Source organism: Duganella sp., from assembly GCF_039595735.1.
GTDB lineage: Bacteria > Pseudomonadota > Gammaproteobacteria > Burkholderiales > Burkholderiaceae_D > Rugamonas.
Genome location: NZ_JBCNLB010000004.1, coordinates 345,951 through 363,203 on the forward strand (window position 1 = coordinate 345,951; position 17,253 = coordinate 363,203).

Consider the following 17,253-nt stretch of genomic DNA (forward strand, 5'->3'; position numbering starts at 1 on the left):
GCACCGGCTTGGGGCGTCCTGCTTCAGAGGGGAACGGCCCGGCCGGAGGGGCCGGGTGGAAGGTGGGATGAGCGTTTACTTATAAATGCCCGAGCCAACCAGTATATCGTCAACGCGCTCGACATAACCGGACTTGGATTCTACTGCTTTGGTTACCGGATTCGGCCATTTAAAATCAACCCAACCCTTGCCTTTATTCTTGGCGGTATCGACCATTTCTTTAATCATGGCCTTGCCTTCATTATCCTTTAAACCAATTAAAGGTTTCCCTACCATTTTAGGGTTATTGCCGTGCGCTAAAGCAACGCCATTCAAGTCATATACATAAATATACAAATCGCGATCATGAAACGCGGTGTTGGCCGGATCGGAGATGGCGGCGAACGCCTTCTCCTTGCCGTCCGACTTGATCAGGGCCACGGCGCGCTTGACCATGGCCACCGCCTCATCCGCGCTGCCCTTGTCGGCGGCCAGCGCGGCGCCGGACGTCGCGAGCAAGCTCAGGCTGAAGGCCGCAATGCCGAATAGTGCTCTCATATCGTTCTCCTTTATGTAATGGAAACTGCCTTCAAGAGTATTGCACCTTTCACACAACCAGAAACGGCGATGTTGTTACGAGGCAACATCTGCGCCAAAGATGGCCTGCCACAGCGCCCGCACGTGGGCGGCGTGGGCCTCCACCAGCGCCGGATCGATACGTGCCAGATCCTGCCCCTGCAGCCGCAGCTGGTGCTGCAGTTTGCGGTATTTGCGGTAGGCGTCGGCCACGCTGGCGGCCAGGCCGGTGTCGATCAGGCCCAGGTCGGCGCACATGTGGAGCAGGGCAATGTTGCCGAAATTGGCCGTCAATTGAGGATAGGCGGCAGCGTGCTGAAGAACAAGGAACTGGACGATGAACTCGATGTCGATCATGCCGCCGCGGTCTTGCTTGAGGTCGAACAGGGCGCTGGTGTTGGGCTTGGCGTCGATCATGCGCTTGCGCATGGCCAGCACTTCCTGCCGGAGCGGGCCGTCGGCCGGGCGTTCCTTGCGCAGCACCGCCTCGCGGATTTGCTCGAAGCGCTGGCCGATGGCCAGGTCGCCGGCGCAGTAGCGCGCCCGGGTCAGGGCCTGGTGTTCCCACACCCAGGCCGAGTTGCTCTGGTATTTCTCAAAGGAACTGACGCTGGACACCAGCATGCCGCTGGCGCCATCCGGGCGCAGGGCGGTGTCGATGTCGAACAGGATGCCGGCCGAGGTGTGCGAGGTCATCCAGGTAATGAAGCGCTGGGCCAGCTTGGCGTATTGTGCCGGCGCATCCTGGTCGGGATCGTCATACAGGAAGATCACGTCCAGATCGGACACATAGCCCAGCTCCTTGCCGCCCAGCTTGCCGTAGGCGATCACGGTGAACAGCGGCACCTCGCGGTGGCGCGTGGCCACCGTCTGCCATACCGCCTTGATGGTGGCGGCAACGATGGTGTCGGCCAGCGCGGACAGGTAATCGGCCAGCTTTTCCACCGTCAAATCGCCGGCCAGATCCTGCGCCAGCAGATGGAACAGTTGGGCGTGGTGGATTTCGCGCAGGATATCCATCTGGCGCTCGGTATCGCCGGGGCAGGCCGCCAGTTGCTTGTCGATATCGGCCGCCAGCGCCACCGGATCGAACACGGCGTTGCGCACCCGGTCGTCCAGCAGCTCATCCAGCAGGATCGGGTGCTGACTGAGGAACTGGGCGGCCCAGCCGCTGGCGTGCACCATGCGGATCACGCGCGCCAGGGTGTGGGGATACTCGGTCAGCAGCGACAGATAGGCCGAGCGGCGGGCGATGGCTTCCAGGAAATCGAGCAGCCGGCCCAGGGTGGCCAGCTGGTTGCCGCCGCTCGACTCCGCCGCCGCCTGGACGATCAGCGGCAGCGCCGTGTTGATCAGGCCCTGCAGGCGGTTGCGGCTGGCTTCGGGCAAGGATTGCAGGCGCGGCGCCTGCCAGGTGGCGATCAGGCGCTTGGTGCCGCCTTCCGGATCGTCAAAGCCCAGCGCGCTGAAGCGCGCGACCATGGCTTCGCGGTTGTCGGGATCGGCGCACTCGTTGCTGGATTGCAGTTCGATATCATTTTCACCGGTCTCGGTCTTGTCCGAGAACATTTCGTCAAACTGGCCGGCGACAAACTGCCGGTGCGCGTCCAGCTGGGCCAGCAGGGTGGCCACGTCCGGCAGGCCCATCATCTCGGCCACGGTCTGGCGGTCGGCGTCATTGGCGGGCAGGGTGTGGGTCTGGGCGTCGTCCAGGTATTGCAGGCGGTGCTCCAGGTTGCGCAGGAAGGTGTAGGAAGCCAGCAGTTGATAGACGATGGCGTGACTTAGCAGGCCTTTCTCGGCAATGATGCGTAGCGTGGTGCGGGTCGAGCGGTCGCGCAAGGCGGCATCGCGGCCGCCGCGGATCAGCTGGAACACCTGCGCCAGGAACTCGATTTCGCGGATGCCGCCGCGCCCCAGCTTGACGTTGTTGCTGCGGTCCGGGTGCAGCCGCTCCTGGCGGTTCACCTCGGCGCGGATTTGCGCATGCATATTGCGGATGGCGTCAATCACGCCAAAGTCCAGGTAGCGCCGGAAGCAGAACGGCCGGACAATCCCATCCAGCGCGGCGATATCCTCGGCGCGTCCGGTGACAGCGCGCGCCTTTACCCAGGCGTAGCGCTCCCACTCGCGGCCCTGCACGATCAGATAGTTTTCCACCATGCCCATGCTGGCCGCCAGCGGACCGGAGTTGCCGTTCGGACGCAGCGCCATGTCGACCCGGAAGGTGTAGCCATCCTCGGTGATCTCGGACAGCGCGGCGATCAGTTTCTTGCCGAGGCGCACAAAGAATTCGTGGTTGGACAGACTGCGCTGGCCGGGGCCGGCCGCCGTGTCGCCATCCTCGGGATAGACGAAGATCAGGTCGATGTCGGACGAGACATTCAGTTCGCCGCCGCCTTGCTTGCCCATGGCCAGCACGAGCATTTCCTGCGGCGTGCCGGAATCGCGGCCGATCGGCTGGCCGTGCGCGGCCACCATCTCGGCATGCAGCTCGGCCATGTGCTGCTGGATGGCAAAATCGGCAAAGCGGGTCATGGTTTCCACCACTTCCGCCAGGTTGGCCTTGCCTTCCAGATCGCGCCGGATCAGGGTGCACACCAGCAGGTTGCGCAGACGGCGCATGGAGCGCACCAGCGGCAAGCCATTTTCTGCTTCTTTTTGTAAATAATGCACCAGATCTATCTGGGCAAGCGATAATTGCGCTAGTTCATCAGCCTTGGCGGCACGGTCGGGCGCGGCCGATAGCCAGCGCTGGTAGAAACGGGAGACGGACGGTGAACTCATGAGGTGATAGGGTAGAATTGCTCCGGAGACCGAGTTTAGCGCGAGTTTGCGATTTATTTGACCGCATGGCCTGATTTATTAGCGTATTAATGCAAAAACCAGAGGAGGAGACCGTGACAGGCGAAGGCCCATTGGCCGCGCGCTGGCATCGGCTTCGTGCCGCCTACCGGATTTGCAACCTGGCCACCCATCACGTGCTGGGCTTCACCCTGAAGCTGGCGCTGCTGCTGTATTTCGCCTTCACCATCCTGTTCCTCATCCTGCGCTACGCGGTGCTGCCGAATATCGACCACTACAAGGACGACATTGAGCGCGCCGCCAGCAACGCGGTCGGCAACCCGGTCACGATTTCGCGCGTGTACGCCTCGTGGAACGGCTTCCGTCCCAACCTGTTCCTGGGCGAGGTGGTGCTGCACGACCGCCAGGGCAGGCCAGCGCTGACCCTGCCCAGCGTCTCGGCCACCTTGTCGTGGTGGACCGTGGTCAGCGCAAAGCTGCGCTTCCATGCGCTGGAACTGAACCGGCCCGACCTGGCCATCGTGCGCGAGGCCGACGGCCGCCTGTTCGTGGCCGGCATTTTTGTCGATCTCGACAAGCCCAGCGACGGCCAGGGACTGGACTGGCTGCTGACCCAGCGCGACATTGTCATCCGCGAAGGCCGCCTGCAGTGGACCGACCGCCAGCGTGCGGCGCCGCCGCTGGCGCTGGACAACGTGACGGTGGTGCTGCGCAACCAGTGGCTGCGCCACCAGTTGGCGCTGCGCGCCACGCCGCCGGCCGCGCTGGCCGCACCGGTGGATGTGCGCGCCGACTTCAGCCATCCCGCCTTTGGCGCCCGCATTTCCAACTTCTCCATGTGGAAAGGCGAGCTGTACGCCGATATCCGCAACACCGACCTGCTGGCCTGGAAAACCTGGATTCCGTACCCGATCGAGCTGAGCAGCGGCAACGGTTCGCTGCGCGCCTGGGTCGGCGTGGACCAGTCGCGCCTGACCGGCTTTACCGCCGATGTCGGCTTCACCAATCTCACTGCCGTGCTGGGCAAGGAATTGCCGCTGCTGGACTTGCAGCAGCTGAGCGGCCGCATTGCCGCCCATGAAGATATCCGTCCGCCGCTGGCGCGCAAGGGGGCGCTGACGCCCGGCTTTGGCGCCCTGGGCCACAGCGTGGAGTTGCAGAACCTGACCCTGACCACGCGCGACGGCCTGGTGATGGCGCCCACCTCGCTGTCGGAAACGTATGTGGCGGCGGCCGGCGCGCGGCCGGAAAAAGTCGAACTGCGCGCGCGCCAGCTGGACCTGCAAACCCTGGCCGGCCTGGCCGAGCGCATGCCGCTGAGCGCGCACCAGCACCAGATGGTGGCCAGCTTTGCCCCGCGCGGGCTGCTGCAAAACTTTTCCGCCGAATGGCAAGGCGCGTTCCCGGCCTTGCAGACTTACCGCGTCAAGGGCGATCTGGTGGGGCTGGGCCTGAAGCCGCAGCCGCCGCGTCTGGCGCAACCGAAGATGGGCAAGCAGCCGGCGATTGCCGGGTTGCCGGCCATCCCCGGTTTCGACAACCTGAGCGGTTCGATCGACGCCACTGAAAAGGGGGGCAGCTTCAACCTGAATTCCCAGCAGCTGGTGCTGCAGATGCCCGACTATTTTGCCGAAGCGTCGATGCCGTTCGATCACCTCAACCTGAAGGCGCGCTGGTCGTTCGAGGCCGACAACCAGTTGCTGTTCCAGATCGACAGCATGGACTTCGAGCAGGAAGGCATGAGCGGCACGCTGCAGGGCACGCACACCATTTCGCTGGCGGGCAAAGGGCCGGGCAAGGCTGACCTGAGCGGCACGCTGACCGGCTTCCAGCTCAACCGCATCGGCCGTTACCTGCCGATGCAAACCCCGGCCGACCTGACCCACTGGCTGACCGGTGCGCTGGAAGGCGGCGTGGCCAGCGACGTCAGCGTGCGCCTGCGCGGCGACCTGGCGCATTTCCCCTTCCACGGCGAAAGCAAGGCGCGCGGCGAATTTCGCGTGGCCGGCAAGCTGACTGAAGGCAAGCTCAACTACGAACCCGGCCACTATCTGCGCGACGGCAAGGAGTTGGGCAGGGATGGCAAGCCGCTGCCGCTGTGGCCGCAAGCCGAGCACATCAAGGGCAGCTTTGTCTTCGAAGGCGCGCGCATGGAAATCCGCGGCGATACCGCCACCACCGGCGGCGTCGCGCTCAGCAATGTGAAGGCGGTGATTCCGGACCTGGCGATTCACGACTCCATGCTGGAAATCGACGGCAGCGCGGCCGGGCCGATGCAGGAATTCCTCAAGTACGTGGGCAACAGCCCGGTGCTGGAATGGATCTCGCACTTTACTGATGAAACCCAGGCCACCGGCAACGCCCGCCTGGGCCTGAGCCTGCGCATTCCGCTGGCGCACGCCATCGACACCAAGGTCAACGGCACCTTGCAACTGCAGAATAACGACATCGTGCTGATGAGCGACTTGCCGGTGGTGCAGTCCTCGCAGGGCAAGATCGAATTCAATGAGCAGGGCGTGAATCTGAACCAGCTGTCCGGCTTGTTCCTGGGCGGCCCGGTGTCGATCACCGGCGGCAGCCAGAAAGACCATTCCATCGTCGTCAAGCTGGGCGGCCTGCTGACCGCCGACGGTTTCCGCCAGAACTACCAGGCGCCGGCCATGCAGCGCCTGGCCGATCATTTCTCGGGCGGGACCCGCTACAGCGGCACCGTGACCGTGCGCGACCATCAGGTGGTGGTGGCGGTCGATTCCAGCCTGACCGGGCTGGGGCTGGACTTGCCGGCGCCGGTGCAGAAGGCCGCGGCCGACGCCATGCCGCTGCGCTTCGTGCTGACCAGCGGCCTGACGCCGGACGCGGCCGGCCTGCTGCATGACGATATCCGTATCGCGCTGGGCAGCGGCGTTGCGGCGCGCTATCAGCGCCAGAAGCAGGGCAAGCAGCACTGGAAACTGGTGCGCGGCGGCATCGGCATCAACACGCCGGCGCCGGAGCCGGACAGTGGCCTGGCCTTTAACATCAACCTGCGCCAGCTCAACGTCGACAACTGGCTGGACTTTGGCGACACCGTGGCCGGCAAGGGCCAGGCCGCAGCCGCCTCGTCCGACGCCAGCGACTTCACCCAGTACGTGCTGCCGGATGCGATTGCCGCCCGCGCCAGCGAACTGGTGATCGGCGACCGCAAGCTGGAAAACATTGTGGTCGGCGTCACCCACCAGAAGGGCACGTGGCAGGCTAGCATCGATTCCACCCAGGCCAATGGCTACCTGACCTGGGCCGAGCCGTCCACCGGCGCCGGCCTGGGCAAGGTGACCGCGCGCCTGTCCTCGCTGGTGATTCCTGAATCGGCCTCCAGCGACGTGCAGGAACTGCTGGACGGCAAGAGCGCAGCCGCCACCATCCCGGCGCTGGACGTCGTGGTCGAGCGCTTTGAATTGTTCAACAAGCCGCTGGGCCAGCTGGAGCTGCAGGCCAACAATGTGCAATTGCCGAGCGCGCGCGAGTGGCGGGTCAGCAAGCTGGCGCTGAGCAACGCCGACGGCGTGCTGAACGGCACCGGCAAGTGGGTCAGCAAGGACGGCGTCCACAACACCAGCCTCAATTTCAATCTCGACATCATCGATGCCGGCAAGCTGCTGGACCGCTTCGGCTTTGCCGACACGCTCAAGGGCGGCAAGGGCACGCTGAAAGGCGACATCGCCTGGAAAGGCGTGCCGTACTCGCTGGACCTGCCCAGCTTGTCCGGCCAGCTCGGCATGAGCGTGGAGAAGGGCCAGTTCCTCAAGCAGGACCCGGGCGCCGCCAAGCTGCTGGGCGTGCTCAGCCTGCAAGCCCTGCCGCGCCTGCTCAAGCTGGATTTCCATGACGTATTCTCGGAAGGGCTGGCATTTGACGGCATCACCGCCAACGCCAGCATCAGCCGCGGCATCGCCAAGACCGACAACTTGAAAATGCACGGCGTTGCCGCCACTGTGTTGATGGATGGCAGTGCCGATATCGCCAACGAAACGGCCAATCTGCACGTGGTGGTGATTCCGGAGGTCAACCTCGGCACGGCGCCGCTGGTGTATGCACTGGCGGTCAACCCGGTGATCGGGCTGGGCAGTTTCCTGGCCCAATTGTTCCTCAGTGCGCCGGTGATGAAAGCCTTGACCTACCATATGCAGGTGACCGGCCCGTGGAAAGCGCCGGTGGTCACCAAGCTCGATGCCACCAAACCGGAACCAGCAAAAGGATCACCATGAACCATACCGTTGCCGCCGTACAAATGATTTCCTCGCCGTCGGTGCAGGAAAACATCGCCACCGCGCGCCGCCTCGTCACCCAGGCCGCGCAGGATGGCGCCCAGCTGGTGCTGCTGCCGGAATACTGGGCCATCATGGGTTTGAACGACAGCGACAAGGTGAAGGTGGCCGAGCCGCTGGGCAGCGGGCCGATCCAGGCATTCATGGCCGGGCTGGCGCGCGAACTGGGCATCTGGCTGATCGGCGGCACCTTGCCGCTGGCCTCGGATGATCCGGAGAAAGTCATCAACACCACCCTGGTGTACAACCCGCAGGGCGAGCACGTCAGCCGCTACGACAAGATCCACCTGTTCGGCTTTACCAAGGGCACCGAGTCGTACAACGAATCGAAGACCATTGTGCCGGGCCAGCACGTGGGCGTGTTTGAGGCGCCGTTCGGCAAGGTTGGCATGTCGGTGTGCTACGACTTGCGCTTCCCCGAACTGTTCCGCGCCATGGGACCGGTCTCGCTGATCGTGGTGCCGGCCGCTTTTACCTACACCACCGGCATGGCGCACTGGGAAATCCTGCTGCGCGCGCGGGCGATCGAAAACCAGTGCTATGTGCTGGCGGCCGCGCAGGGCGGCGCCCATCCGAACGGCCGCCGCACCTGGGGCCACAGCATGCTGATCGACCCGTGGGGCGCGGTCAAGTCGGTGCTGGCCGAGGGCGAGGGCGTGGTGGCCGGCGAAATCGACCTCGGCTATATGCAGGGCGTGCGCGAGAGCCTGCCTGCGCTGAAACACCGCACCATGTGATATCCACTACAATGCCGGTAACACCTAACAGAAAGCATCACCATGAAGCCATTTGAACCCAATCTGTCCACCCTGGCCGTAGCGCGCGATATCCTGCTGACGCCGTTCGGGCTGGACGAAGGCAAGCTGCTGAAGACCCTGGGCGCCATGTTCACCCACAAGGTTGACTACGCCGACCTGTATTTCCAGTTCACCAAGAACGAGGGCTGGAGCCTGGAAGAGGGCATCGTCAAGACCGGCAGTTTTTCAATTGACCAGGGTGTCGGCGTGCGCGCCGTGTCCGGCGACAAGACGGCGTTTTCGTATTCGGATGAAATCTCCGAAGCGGCGCTGCTGGATGCCGCCGCCGCCACCCGCACCATCGCGCGCGCTGGCGCCGGCAAGGTGAAAGTGGCGGGCGCCATGAACCACGTGGGCGGCCGTTCGCTGTACCTGCCGCATGATCCGCTGGTGTCGCTGGATGCCACCGCCAAAGTCAAGCTGCTGGAGCGCATCGAGAAGATGGCGCGCGCCAAGGACCCGCGCGTGGTACAAGTCATGGCCAGCCTGGCCGGCGAGTACGACGTGGTGCTGGTGGTGCGCAGCGATGGCGTGCTGGCGGCGGATATTCGTCCGCTGGTGCGGGTGTCGCTGACCGTGATCGTGGAACAGAATGGCCGCCGCGAGGTCGGTTCGTCCGGCGGCGGCGGCCGTTATGACTACGGCTATTTCAGCGACGCGCTGCTGGATCAGTACGCGACCGATGCGGTCAATTCGGCGGTGGTGAATCTGGATGCGCGTCCGGCACCGGCCGGTCCGATGACCGTGGTGCTCGGCCCCGGCTGGCCAGGCATCCTGCTGCACGAGGCGATTGGCCACGGTCTGGAGGGCGACTTCAACCGCAAGGGTTCCTCGACCTTCTCGGGCCGCATCGGCGAGCGCGTGGCGGCCAAGGGCGTGACGGTGGTCGACGATGGCACGCTGGCGGATCGCCGCGGTTCGCTGAATATCGATGACGAGGGTAATCCCACCCAGTGCACCACGCTGATCGAAGATGGCATCCTGAAAGGCTACATCCAGGACACCATGAACGCGCGCCTGATGAAGATGCCGGTGACCGGCAACGCGCGCCGCGAATCGTTCGCGCACCTGCCGATGCCGCGCATGACCAATACCTACATGCTGGGCGGCGACAAGGACCCGGGCGAGATTCTGGCGTCGGTGAAAAATGGCCTGTATGCGGTGAATTTCGGCGGCGGCCAGGTGGATATCACCAACGGCAAGTTCGTGTTCTCGGCCAGCGAGGCTTATATGATCGAGAACGGCAAGATCACCTATCCGGTGAAGGGCGCAACCCTGATCGGCAATGGTCCGGAAGTGCTGAACCGCGTGTCCATGATCGGCAACGACATGAAGCTTGATCCAGGCGTGGGCGTGTGCGGCAAGGAAGGCCAGAGCGTGCCGGTCGGCGTGGGCCAACCGACACTGCGTATCGACGGCGTCACCGTCGGCGGTACTGCTTAAAACTTGTAGGTCGCTTTCAGGTAGAAGGTACGGCCCAGCGGATCGGTGTAGCGTGGGTCGTAACCGCTCTGGAAGGTCGTGCCCTGGTTGGTGTACGGCGGCGCGCTGTCAAACAGGTTCTTGATGCCGACCGTGATGTCGGTATTCTTCAAGCCCGCGTAGCTGCCCGACAGCGAGTACGTCGAGTACGCGCGCACCTTGTGGTAGTAGGCATCCGCCACGTCGTTCTCGTCCACATAACCGCTCAGGTATTTGTTCGAGAACGCCGCGCTCCACACGCCTTGCTTCCAGCTGATGGTGGCGTTGTGCTTCCAGCGGAACACCGGCGCGTTGTCGCCGTACACGCCGACATTCTCCACAAACTCGCCGCCCGCTTCGTTCTGGTACTTGTAGCTGTGCACCCAGGTGCCGTCGAACTGGAAGCCGAAGTCGCCGGCCGCCGAGCGCGGCAGCTTCCAGCGCAGGCTGGCGTCGATGCCCGAAGTCTTCACCTCGCCCAGATTGTCCAGCACCGCGTTCACGTACTGCAGCGTCTTGCCGTCGGCCGAGTAGACGAAGTAGCTCTTGTACTTCTCGTAGTTGTCGAAGATGGTCGACTCCGCCACCGTGCCGATCGAATCGCGGATCTTGATGTTGAAGTAGTCCAGCGACACGCTCACCGCATTGGTCGGCTCGAACACCGCGCCCAGCGCGAAGGTCTTGGACTTCTCCGGCTTCAGGTTGGCGTTGCCGCCGCTGCGGATGTATTGCTGCTGGTTGCAGGCGATATTCGGATTGGCGCCGGCCGCTGCTGCGCCGCCCGGGCACAGCACCGGATCGTCATACGCATTGCTGGTGAAGGTCGAGGTGGCGGGGCCGTGCAGATCGTACAGCGTTGGCGCGCGGAAGCCGGTGTTGTACGAGGTGCGGAACATCAGCTGCTTGCTGGCTTCCCAGCGCAGGCCGATCTTGGGATTGAAGCTGCCGCCGACATCGTTGTAGTGGTCATAGCGCGCGGCGGCCGACAGTTCCAGATTCCTGGCCAGCGGCACGCTCAGCTCCGAGTACAAGGCGGCGATGTTGCGCTGGCCAGCCTGGTCCTGGGCATCGGCGTAACCGGAGCTCGACGCCTGCGAGGCGAGGGCGGTGTTCACATCGTAGGTGGCTTTGTCGTGACGGAACTCGGTGCCGATGGCGAAGCCGACGCCGCCTGCCGGCAACTGAGCAATCTCGCGGCTGATCTTGCCGTCCACGCCGATGCTGGTCATCCTGGCGGCCAGGTATTCGCCACGCAACTGGGCCGCGTCGATGTAAGCCAGGCCCGCGGCCGATTGCTCGCCGAATGGATTGAGGATGCCGCTCAGCACGCCCGCTTTCATCAGCGAGTCATTGGTGTAGCCGCCGATGAAGGCGCTGGCCGCCTTGCTGACGCCGTAGGTCAGACCGACGTTGTAGTCCCAGCCCGCCACCAGGCCTTCCGAGGCCAGCACCAGGCGGTCGGAGATCGAGGTGTCGTAGCCCATGCGCTTGCCGGCTGCGACGGTGCGCCAGTTGATGGTCAGGTCTTCGCCGGTGAGGCCGGCCACGGCAGGAACGCCGGCGCTGCCGCCCGGATAGTAAGGGCTGGCCGAGGTCATGGTGATGCCGGTCAGCGGCGACGGCGCGATGGCGCTCTGGTTGGTTGAGCGGCTGTGCAGGTATTCGACCGTGGCGATATTGTCGTCGCTGAGCTTGAAGGTGGCCTTGCCAAGGAAGGATTCCTGCTGCGTCTTCGGAATGTCCTGGATGTAGGCGATGGTGTCGGTGCGGCAGGTGCCGTTGCTGCTTTGCTGAATCAGGCCTTTGCCGACGCAGCCGCTGCTGTAGTACGGGTTGCCGGTGATGCCGTTGGCCGAGTAGAAGTTGCCCGGCTGCGAAGTGCCGCTGCTGTTGTTGATGCCCTTGTCCGGACGCACGCTGGTGCTGGAGAAGTCGCGGTCCACCGCGTCCAGCGCGGTCTGCTTGTGCAGGTCGATCACGCCGAACACATTCCAGCCATCCTTGTCGAGATCGCCGTAGCCGCCCGAGAGATTGAGGCGCGATTCGCCGCCGGCGCCGCTCGCTTGCGGCTGGTAGCGCTCGACGCTGACCGAAGCGCCTTGCACCGCGCGCTTGGTGATGAAGTTGATCACGCCGCCAATGGCGTCGGTGCCGTAAATGGCGGAGGCGCCGTCGCGCAGCACTTCCACCCGGTCCAGCGCCGACACCGGAATGATGTTCAGGTCGACCGAGGAACCGTTGAAGGGATGGCTGGCCAGGCGGCGGCCGTTCAGCAGGACCAGCGTCTTGTTGCTGCCCAGGCCGCGCAGGTCGGCAGTGGCGATGCCGCCGGTGCCGGAACCCACTGACTGGCTGCTGCCGGTCGAGCTCTGGTTCATCGACAAGGTGTTCATGACTTCGGCGGCGGTGGTCAGGCCTTGCTTTTCGAAGTCGGATGCCTTGATGCTGGTGATCGGCAGCGCCGTTTCAGTGGCCAGGCGCTTGATGCTGGAACCGGTCACTTCAACGCGCTGGATGGTGCTGTCGTCGGTTTGCGCAACAGCTGCGTGCATGCCGACAACAAGGCCGCCGGCAAACATCACGCGCAGAGATCGGGTAAGAGCTCTTTCTATCATCATGGGTGTGTCACTCCTGATTTTGTTTTGGGGTTGTGGAGGCCCATCAAAACATTCGGTAGTGGCTTCAACAATGATCGAAAGATAATTATGCGAATATCCAACAGTAGCAAATAAACGCACATGTTAAGGCGCTTTTTTGCATATACCGGCAGTCACCACGCCAGGCGGCATTTTGCCTACGCGCGGCCATTACATCTGGTCACAATGGATAAGATGTAAAGACGACTTTGAGGATGTAAAGTTTTGTAGGGAGGCGTTCTTGCCGAAAAAAAATCGCTTGCCAAGCCTGGAACTCTGGCGTTATAGTCAATCCATGACCAAATTCTTCTTTACCGGCTGGTTTTACTTTAGCTATCCAACCCAAGGCGGTGGAGTTAGCGGCCGGTTCACGTAGAAGCAAAACGCGTCCCAGCAGAATCCCAGAAAACCGCCTCACACGAGGCGGTTTTTTTTTACCCTTACTTTTTTGATCTTGGAGAACAGCAATGCCCCGTACCGATGATTTGCGCATCCGCGAGATGAAGGAACTGACGCCACCGTCCCACTTGATCCGCGAGTTTGCGTGCACGGATGCGGCGGAGCAGACTGCCGCCAACGCCCGCGTGGCGCTGCACCGTATCCTGCACGGCCAGGACGACCGCCTGATGGTGGTGATCGGCCCGTGCTCCATCCACGACCCGAAGGCGGCGATGGAGTACGCGCGCCGCCTGGTGGCACTGCGCAAGGAGCTGGCCGGCGATCTGGAAATCGTCATGCGCGTGTACTTCGAAAAGCCGCGCACCACGGTGGGCTGGAAGGGCCTGATCAACGATCCGTACATGGACAACAGCTTCCGCATCAATGACGGCCTGCGCATGGCGCGCGAGCTGCTGCGCGACATCAACGAGCTGGGCCTGCCGGCCGGCACCGAGTTCCTCGACGTGATCTCGCCGCAGTACATTGCCGACCTGATCTCGTGGGGCGCGATCGGCGCCCGCACCACCGAATCGCAGGTGCACCGCGAGCTGGCGTCCGGCCTGTCGTGCCCGGTGGGCTTCAAGAACGGCACCGACGGCAATGTGCGCATCGCGGTCGATGCCATCAAGGCCGCCTCGCAGCCGCACCACTTCCTGTCGGTGACCAAGGGCGGCCACTCGGCCATCGTCTCGACCAACGGCAACGAGGATTGCCACATCATTCTGCGCGGCGGCAAAACGCCTAACTACGACGCCGCCAGCGTGGAAGAAGCTTGCAAGGCTATTTCGGCGCAAGGCCTGGCGCCGCGGCTGATGATCGACGCCTCGCACGCCAACAGCTCGAAGAAGCCGGAAAACCAGGTGCCGGTGTGCGCCGACATCGCCGGCCAGGTGGCGGGCGGCGAGCAGCGCATCGTTGGCGTGATGGTGGAATCGCACCTGGTGGCCGGCCGCCAGGATCTGGTGCCAGGCAAGGAACTGACTTACGGTCAGTCGGTGACTGACGGTTGCATCGACTGGGACAGCAGCGTGCAGGTGCTGCAAGGCTTGGCCGCCGCCGTGCGCCAGCGCCGCCTGGCCACGCAAGCGCGCGAAGCCGCCGCCAAGTAAGCAAAAATGGCCCTACTGTCGAGTTAGGGCCATTTTTCTTGGATCTGACTATCAAGTGTGTGGTAAGAACGCAAAAACTGACCACTACACAATTGACACTGCATTCTTGACCATGTTGATATATAAAACATGGCTGGTGTCGATGATCACCCTCCTAGCGTAATTCCAACAAGTGACGTTCCTTGCGCCGCCTGCGGTCTTTCCGACCACAGGCGTTGGATTGTTGCATCCCAAAAAAGTTAATCGGAGGTTAGTCATGATTCAAGAAAAAGTGCTGTCTCGTTCGTTGCGCCTGATATTTTCAGGCAGTGTCTTGCTGGCGCTGCCAGCCTTTGCGCAAGACGTGCCGAGCGATCAGCCGATACAGCGCGTTGAGATCACCGGTTCGTCGATCAAGCGCATCCAGAAAGAGGGCTCGCTGCCGGTGCAGGTGCTGACCGCGGCGGAAATCAAGCAGACCGGGGCCACGTCCGCTACCGACCTAATCCAGATGCTGCCGTCGATGCAGGGCTTTGTGCCGTCGTCCAGTTCGGTCAACGGCGGCGGCGCCGGCGTCACCACGGCCTCGCTGCACTCGCTGCCGTCCAAGTACACGCTGGTGCTGCTGGATGGCCAGCGCGTGGCGCCCAGCGCCATCGGCTCCGGCCAGGGCGGCGGCTATGCGGTCAACCTGTCCAGCATTCCGCTGGAGGCGGTGGAGCGGGTCGAGATCCTGACCGACGGCGCTTCCGCCCTGTATGGTTCGGACGCGATTGCCGGCGTGGTCAACTTCATCACCAAGAAAAACCTGACCAAGGGCGAGGTGTACGCCACCTATGGCCAGCCGAAGAAGAACGGCGGCTCGTGGAGCAGCGCCGGCATCACCAAAGGCTGGGGCGACCTGGAAACCAACGGCTGGAACGTGCTGGCCTCGTACAGCCATGAGGAGCTGGAGCGCATCACCGCCTTGCAGCGCGACTTCTCGGCCAAGGGCGCGTTCTTCAAGTTCAACGCCAACGGCAAGCAGTACTACTTCGACCAGCGTACTGGCAACACCGAGCCGGCCAATATCACTTTCAACGCGCGGCCGAAGGGCAGCACGGCTGATCCGGTCGGCTACGCCATCAATCCTTACCTGGCCGCTAACGGCAATTGCGGCAGCGCGCTGGCCGGTCCGCTGGGCACGCAGTGCCGCTTCAACTATGCCTCGACGGTGGAAGACGTGCCGGGCAGCCGCCGCGACAGCGGCCTGTTGAAGGGCACCTTCAAGATCAATGAAGACACCACCGCGTGGGCCGAACTGGTGCTGTCGCAGTATGCGATGACCGCGCAGTATGCACCGTCGGCCCAGCCGATGGGCGTGAATGCCACCTCGCGCTTCCCGGCGCTGTATGCGAAATATGTGCAGAGCTATCTGGACGCCAACGGTCTGGAGAATCCGACCGGCAACGCTACGCTGGGCTATCGCTCGGTGCTGATCGGCGGCCGCGCCGACGAGTACCAGACCACCGCGCGCCACTTCGCCACCGGTATCGACGGCAGCGCTTTTGGCTGGACCTACAACGCTTCGCTGATCCTGTCGCAGACCAAGCTGAAGGACACGGCGGCCGGTGGCTACTCCGACTTCAACATGCTGGACTCGCTGGTGGCGGCCGGCAAATACGATCCGGTCACCGGCCAGGGCGCCGACCAGCTGAAAGGCGCGCTGCTGAACGGCACCGTTTTCTCGCGTACCAAGTCGACCCTGAACACGGTGCACGCGGGCGCCCAGCACGATCTGTTCTCGCTGCCCGGCGGCACCTCGATCATCTCGATTGGCGGTGATTACTCCAAGACCAAATACGAGATCGAATACAGTCCGCTGATCCTGTCCAACTCAGGCTTCTCGACCCAGCCGGTGTCGGCCAACTATCCGGTCGGCGGCAACTACGGCCAGGTGCCGTTTGGCGCGCGGCGCGACAACTGGGGCGTGTTCACCGAGGTGCTGCTGCCAGTCAGCAAAACCCTGGAAGCCACCGTGTCCGGCCGCTACGACAGCTACGACAAGGTGCATAGCGATTACATCTTCGCCAGCGTGCCGGATGCCAGCGGCCTGATTCCGCAACTGCCGAGCGGCGACATCGGCAACACTTCCAGTGCCGGCACCTACAAGGTCAGCCTGAAATGGACGCCGGTCGACAGCCTGCTGCTGCGCGCCGCCTACGGCACCGGCTTCAAGGCGCCTAACCTGAGCGATATCGCCGGCGCCAACACCTTCAACGGCAGCACGGCCGGCAGCTATGCCTGCCCGTTCCCGGGTTCGCCGGGTTGCCAGGTCGGCCAGGCGCAGTACGATTTGCTGACCGGTCCGAATGGCCAGAGCGGCGCCGCCGGCCTGCAGCCTGAAAAGTCCAAACAGTGGACCTTTGGCGGCCGCGTCGAACCGCTGACCGGCCTGTCGCTGGGCCTGGATCTGTGGAACGTGCAGATCCGTAATCAGGTGTTGTCGGCCGGTGTGCCGGAGCAGGTGGGCTTTGCCAATCCGCAGCAGTATAAAAACCTGTTCGTGAATCCGTATCCTGATCCGGCTGGCTACACCACGATTGCGTATCTGCTGGCGCCGATCAACGGCGGCGTGGCGAACTACCGCGGCATCGACTGGGACTTCAGCTACCGTCGCAAAACCGGCATCGGTGACGTGCGCGCGGCATGGAACGGCACTTACATGCTCAAGCAGAACTACACCACCACGGCGGGCGGCGAGGTGCAGTCCAACCTGGGCCGCTTCGGCCCGGACAATGGCGTGGTGTTCCGCGTGCAGAGCAATGTCAGCCTGAGCCTGACCAACGGCAAGCTGACCAATACGCTGACGGCGCACTACAAGTCGGGCTACCACGATCAGTCCTACCCGGCTGACACGGCGGTGTTTGCCGTGAACCCGGATGGCAGCGTGGGTGACTCGGTGGCGTTTGGCGGTCTGTGGACGCCGTCGTACACCACCTTCGACTGGCAGGGCAAGTATGACTTCGGCAAGTTCGCGCTGACGGCAGGCATCAAGAACCTGTTCGATCGCGATCCGCCATTCACCTTGCAGAACGCCGGCGGCGGTAATCAGATTGGTTACGATGGCCGTTACGCTGATCCGGCCGGACGTTCGTTCTACATCACAGGGAACTACAAGTTCTAAGCC

The 17,253-nt window shown here is 63.3% G+C and carries 8 protein-coding genes; 5 read left to right on the top strand and 3 right to left on the bottom strand.

What is annotated here, in order from left to right; translation table 11 throughout:
* Positions 1-75: 75 nt before the first annotated feature.
* Complete coding sequence (locus tag ABDW57_RS11290; RefSeq protein WP_343730294.1) at positions 76-537, bottom strand: cache domain-containing protein; 462 nt, start codon at positions 535-537, stop codon at positions 76-78.
* 75 nt (positions 538-612) lie between these two features.
* Positions 613-3,342, bottom strand: a complete 2,730-nt coding sequence (gene glnE, locus ABDW57_RS11295) for a bifunctional [glutamate--ammonia ligase]-adenylyl-L-tyrosine phosphorylase/[glutamate--ammonia-ligase] adenylyltransferase (RefSeq protein WP_343730295.1) — start codon at positions 3,340-3,342, stop codon at positions 613-615.
* 89 nt (positions 3,343-3,431) lie between these two features.
* Here glnE and ABDW57_RS11300 point away from each other — a divergent pair, with 89 nt between their 5' ends.
* The 3 genes from ABDW57_RS11300 to tldD are packed head-to-tail and all read left to right on the top strand — an operon-like array spanning position 3,432 to position 9,904.
* Positions 3,432-7,604 (top strand): YhdP family protein, encoded by a 4,173-nt coding sequence (locus tag ABDW57_RS11300; RefSeq protein ID WP_343730296.1) that lies wholly within the window; start codon positions 3,432-3,434, stop codon positions 7,602-7,604.
* Complete coding sequence (locus ABDW57_RS11305; RefSeq protein ID WP_343730297.1) at positions 7,601-8,401, top strand: carbon-nitrogen hydrolase family protein; 801 nt, start codon at positions 7,601-7,603, stop codon at positions 8,399-8,401. Before ABDW57_RS11300 ends, ABDW57_RS11305 begins: the two co-directional genes overlap by 4 nt.
* 42 nt (positions 8,402-8,443) lie before the next feature.
* The gene (tldD, locus tag ABDW57_RS11310; protein ID WP_343730298.1) at positions 8,444-9,904 is read left to right on the top strand and encodes a metalloprotease TldD; all 1,461 of its coding nucleotides are present in this window, start codon (positions 8,444-8,446) and stop codon (positions 9,902-9,904) included.
* Here tldD and ABDW57_RS11315 read toward each other — a convergent pair.
* A complete protein-coding gene (locus ABDW57_RS11315) occupies positions 9,901-12,540 on the bottom strand; it encodes a TonB-dependent receptor (protein WP_343730299.1) in 2,640 nt (879 codons plus the stop codon). The two genes, tldD and ABDW57_RS11315, sit on opposite strands and share 4 nt — an antisense overlap.
* Before the next feature lie 485 nt (positions 12,541-13,025).
* Here ABDW57_RS11315 and aroG point away from each other — a divergent pair, with 485 nt between their 5' ends.
* Both aroG and ABDW57_RS11325 read left to right on the top strand, forming a co-directional pair.
* The gene (gene aroG / locus ABDW57_RS11320; protein ID WP_343730300.1) at positions 13,026-14,105 is read left to right on the top strand and encodes a 3-deoxy-7-phosphoheptulonate synthase AroG; all 1,080 of its coding nucleotides are present in this window, start codon (positions 13,026-13,028) and stop codon (positions 14,103-14,105) included.
* Between the two features lie 256 nt (positions 14,106-14,361).
* Positions 14,362-17,250 (top strand): TonB-dependent receptor, encoded by a 2,889-nt coding sequence (locus ABDW57_RS11325; RefSeq protein ID WP_343730301.1) that lies wholly within the window; start codon positions 14,362-14,364, stop codon positions 17,248-17,250.
* Positions 17,251-17,253: the final 3 nt, after the last annotated feature.

What these genes read in the sequence shown, in the direction of transcription:
- ABDW57_RS11290 (WP_343730294.1), bottom strand. Translation starts at nt 537, where the DNA reads ATGAGAGCACTATTCGGCATTGCGGCCTTCAGCCTGAGCTTGCTCGCG.
- glnE (WP_343730295.1), bottom strand. Translation starts at nt 3,342, where the DNA reads ATGAGTTCACCGTCCGTCTCCCGTTTCTACCAGCGCTGGCTATCGGCC.
- ABDW57_RS11300 (WP_343730296.1), top strand. Translation starts at nt 3,432, where the DNA reads ATGCAAAAACCAGAGGAGGAGACCGTGACAGGCGAAGGCCCATTGGCC.
- ABDW57_RS11305 (WP_343730297.1), top strand. Translation starts at nt 7,601, where the DNA reads ATGAACCATACCGTTGCCGCCGTACAAATGATTTCCTCGCCGTCGGTG.
- tldD (WP_343730298.1), top strand. Translation starts at nt 8,444, where the DNA reads ATGAAGCCATTTGAACCCAATCTGTCCACCCTGGCCGTAGCGCGCGAT.
- ABDW57_RS11315 (WP_343730299.1), bottom strand. Translation starts at nt 12,540, where the DNA reads ATGATGATAGAAAGAGCTCTTACCCGATCTCTGCGCGTGATGTTTGCC.
- aroG (WP_343730300.1), top strand. Translation starts at nt 13,026, where the DNA reads ATGCCCCGTACCGATGATTTGCGCATCCGCGAGATGAAGGAACTGACG.
- ABDW57_RS11325 (WP_343730301.1), top strand. Translation starts at nt 14,362, where the DNA reads ATGATTCAAGAAAAAGTGCTGTCTCGTTCGTTGCGCCTGATATTTTCA.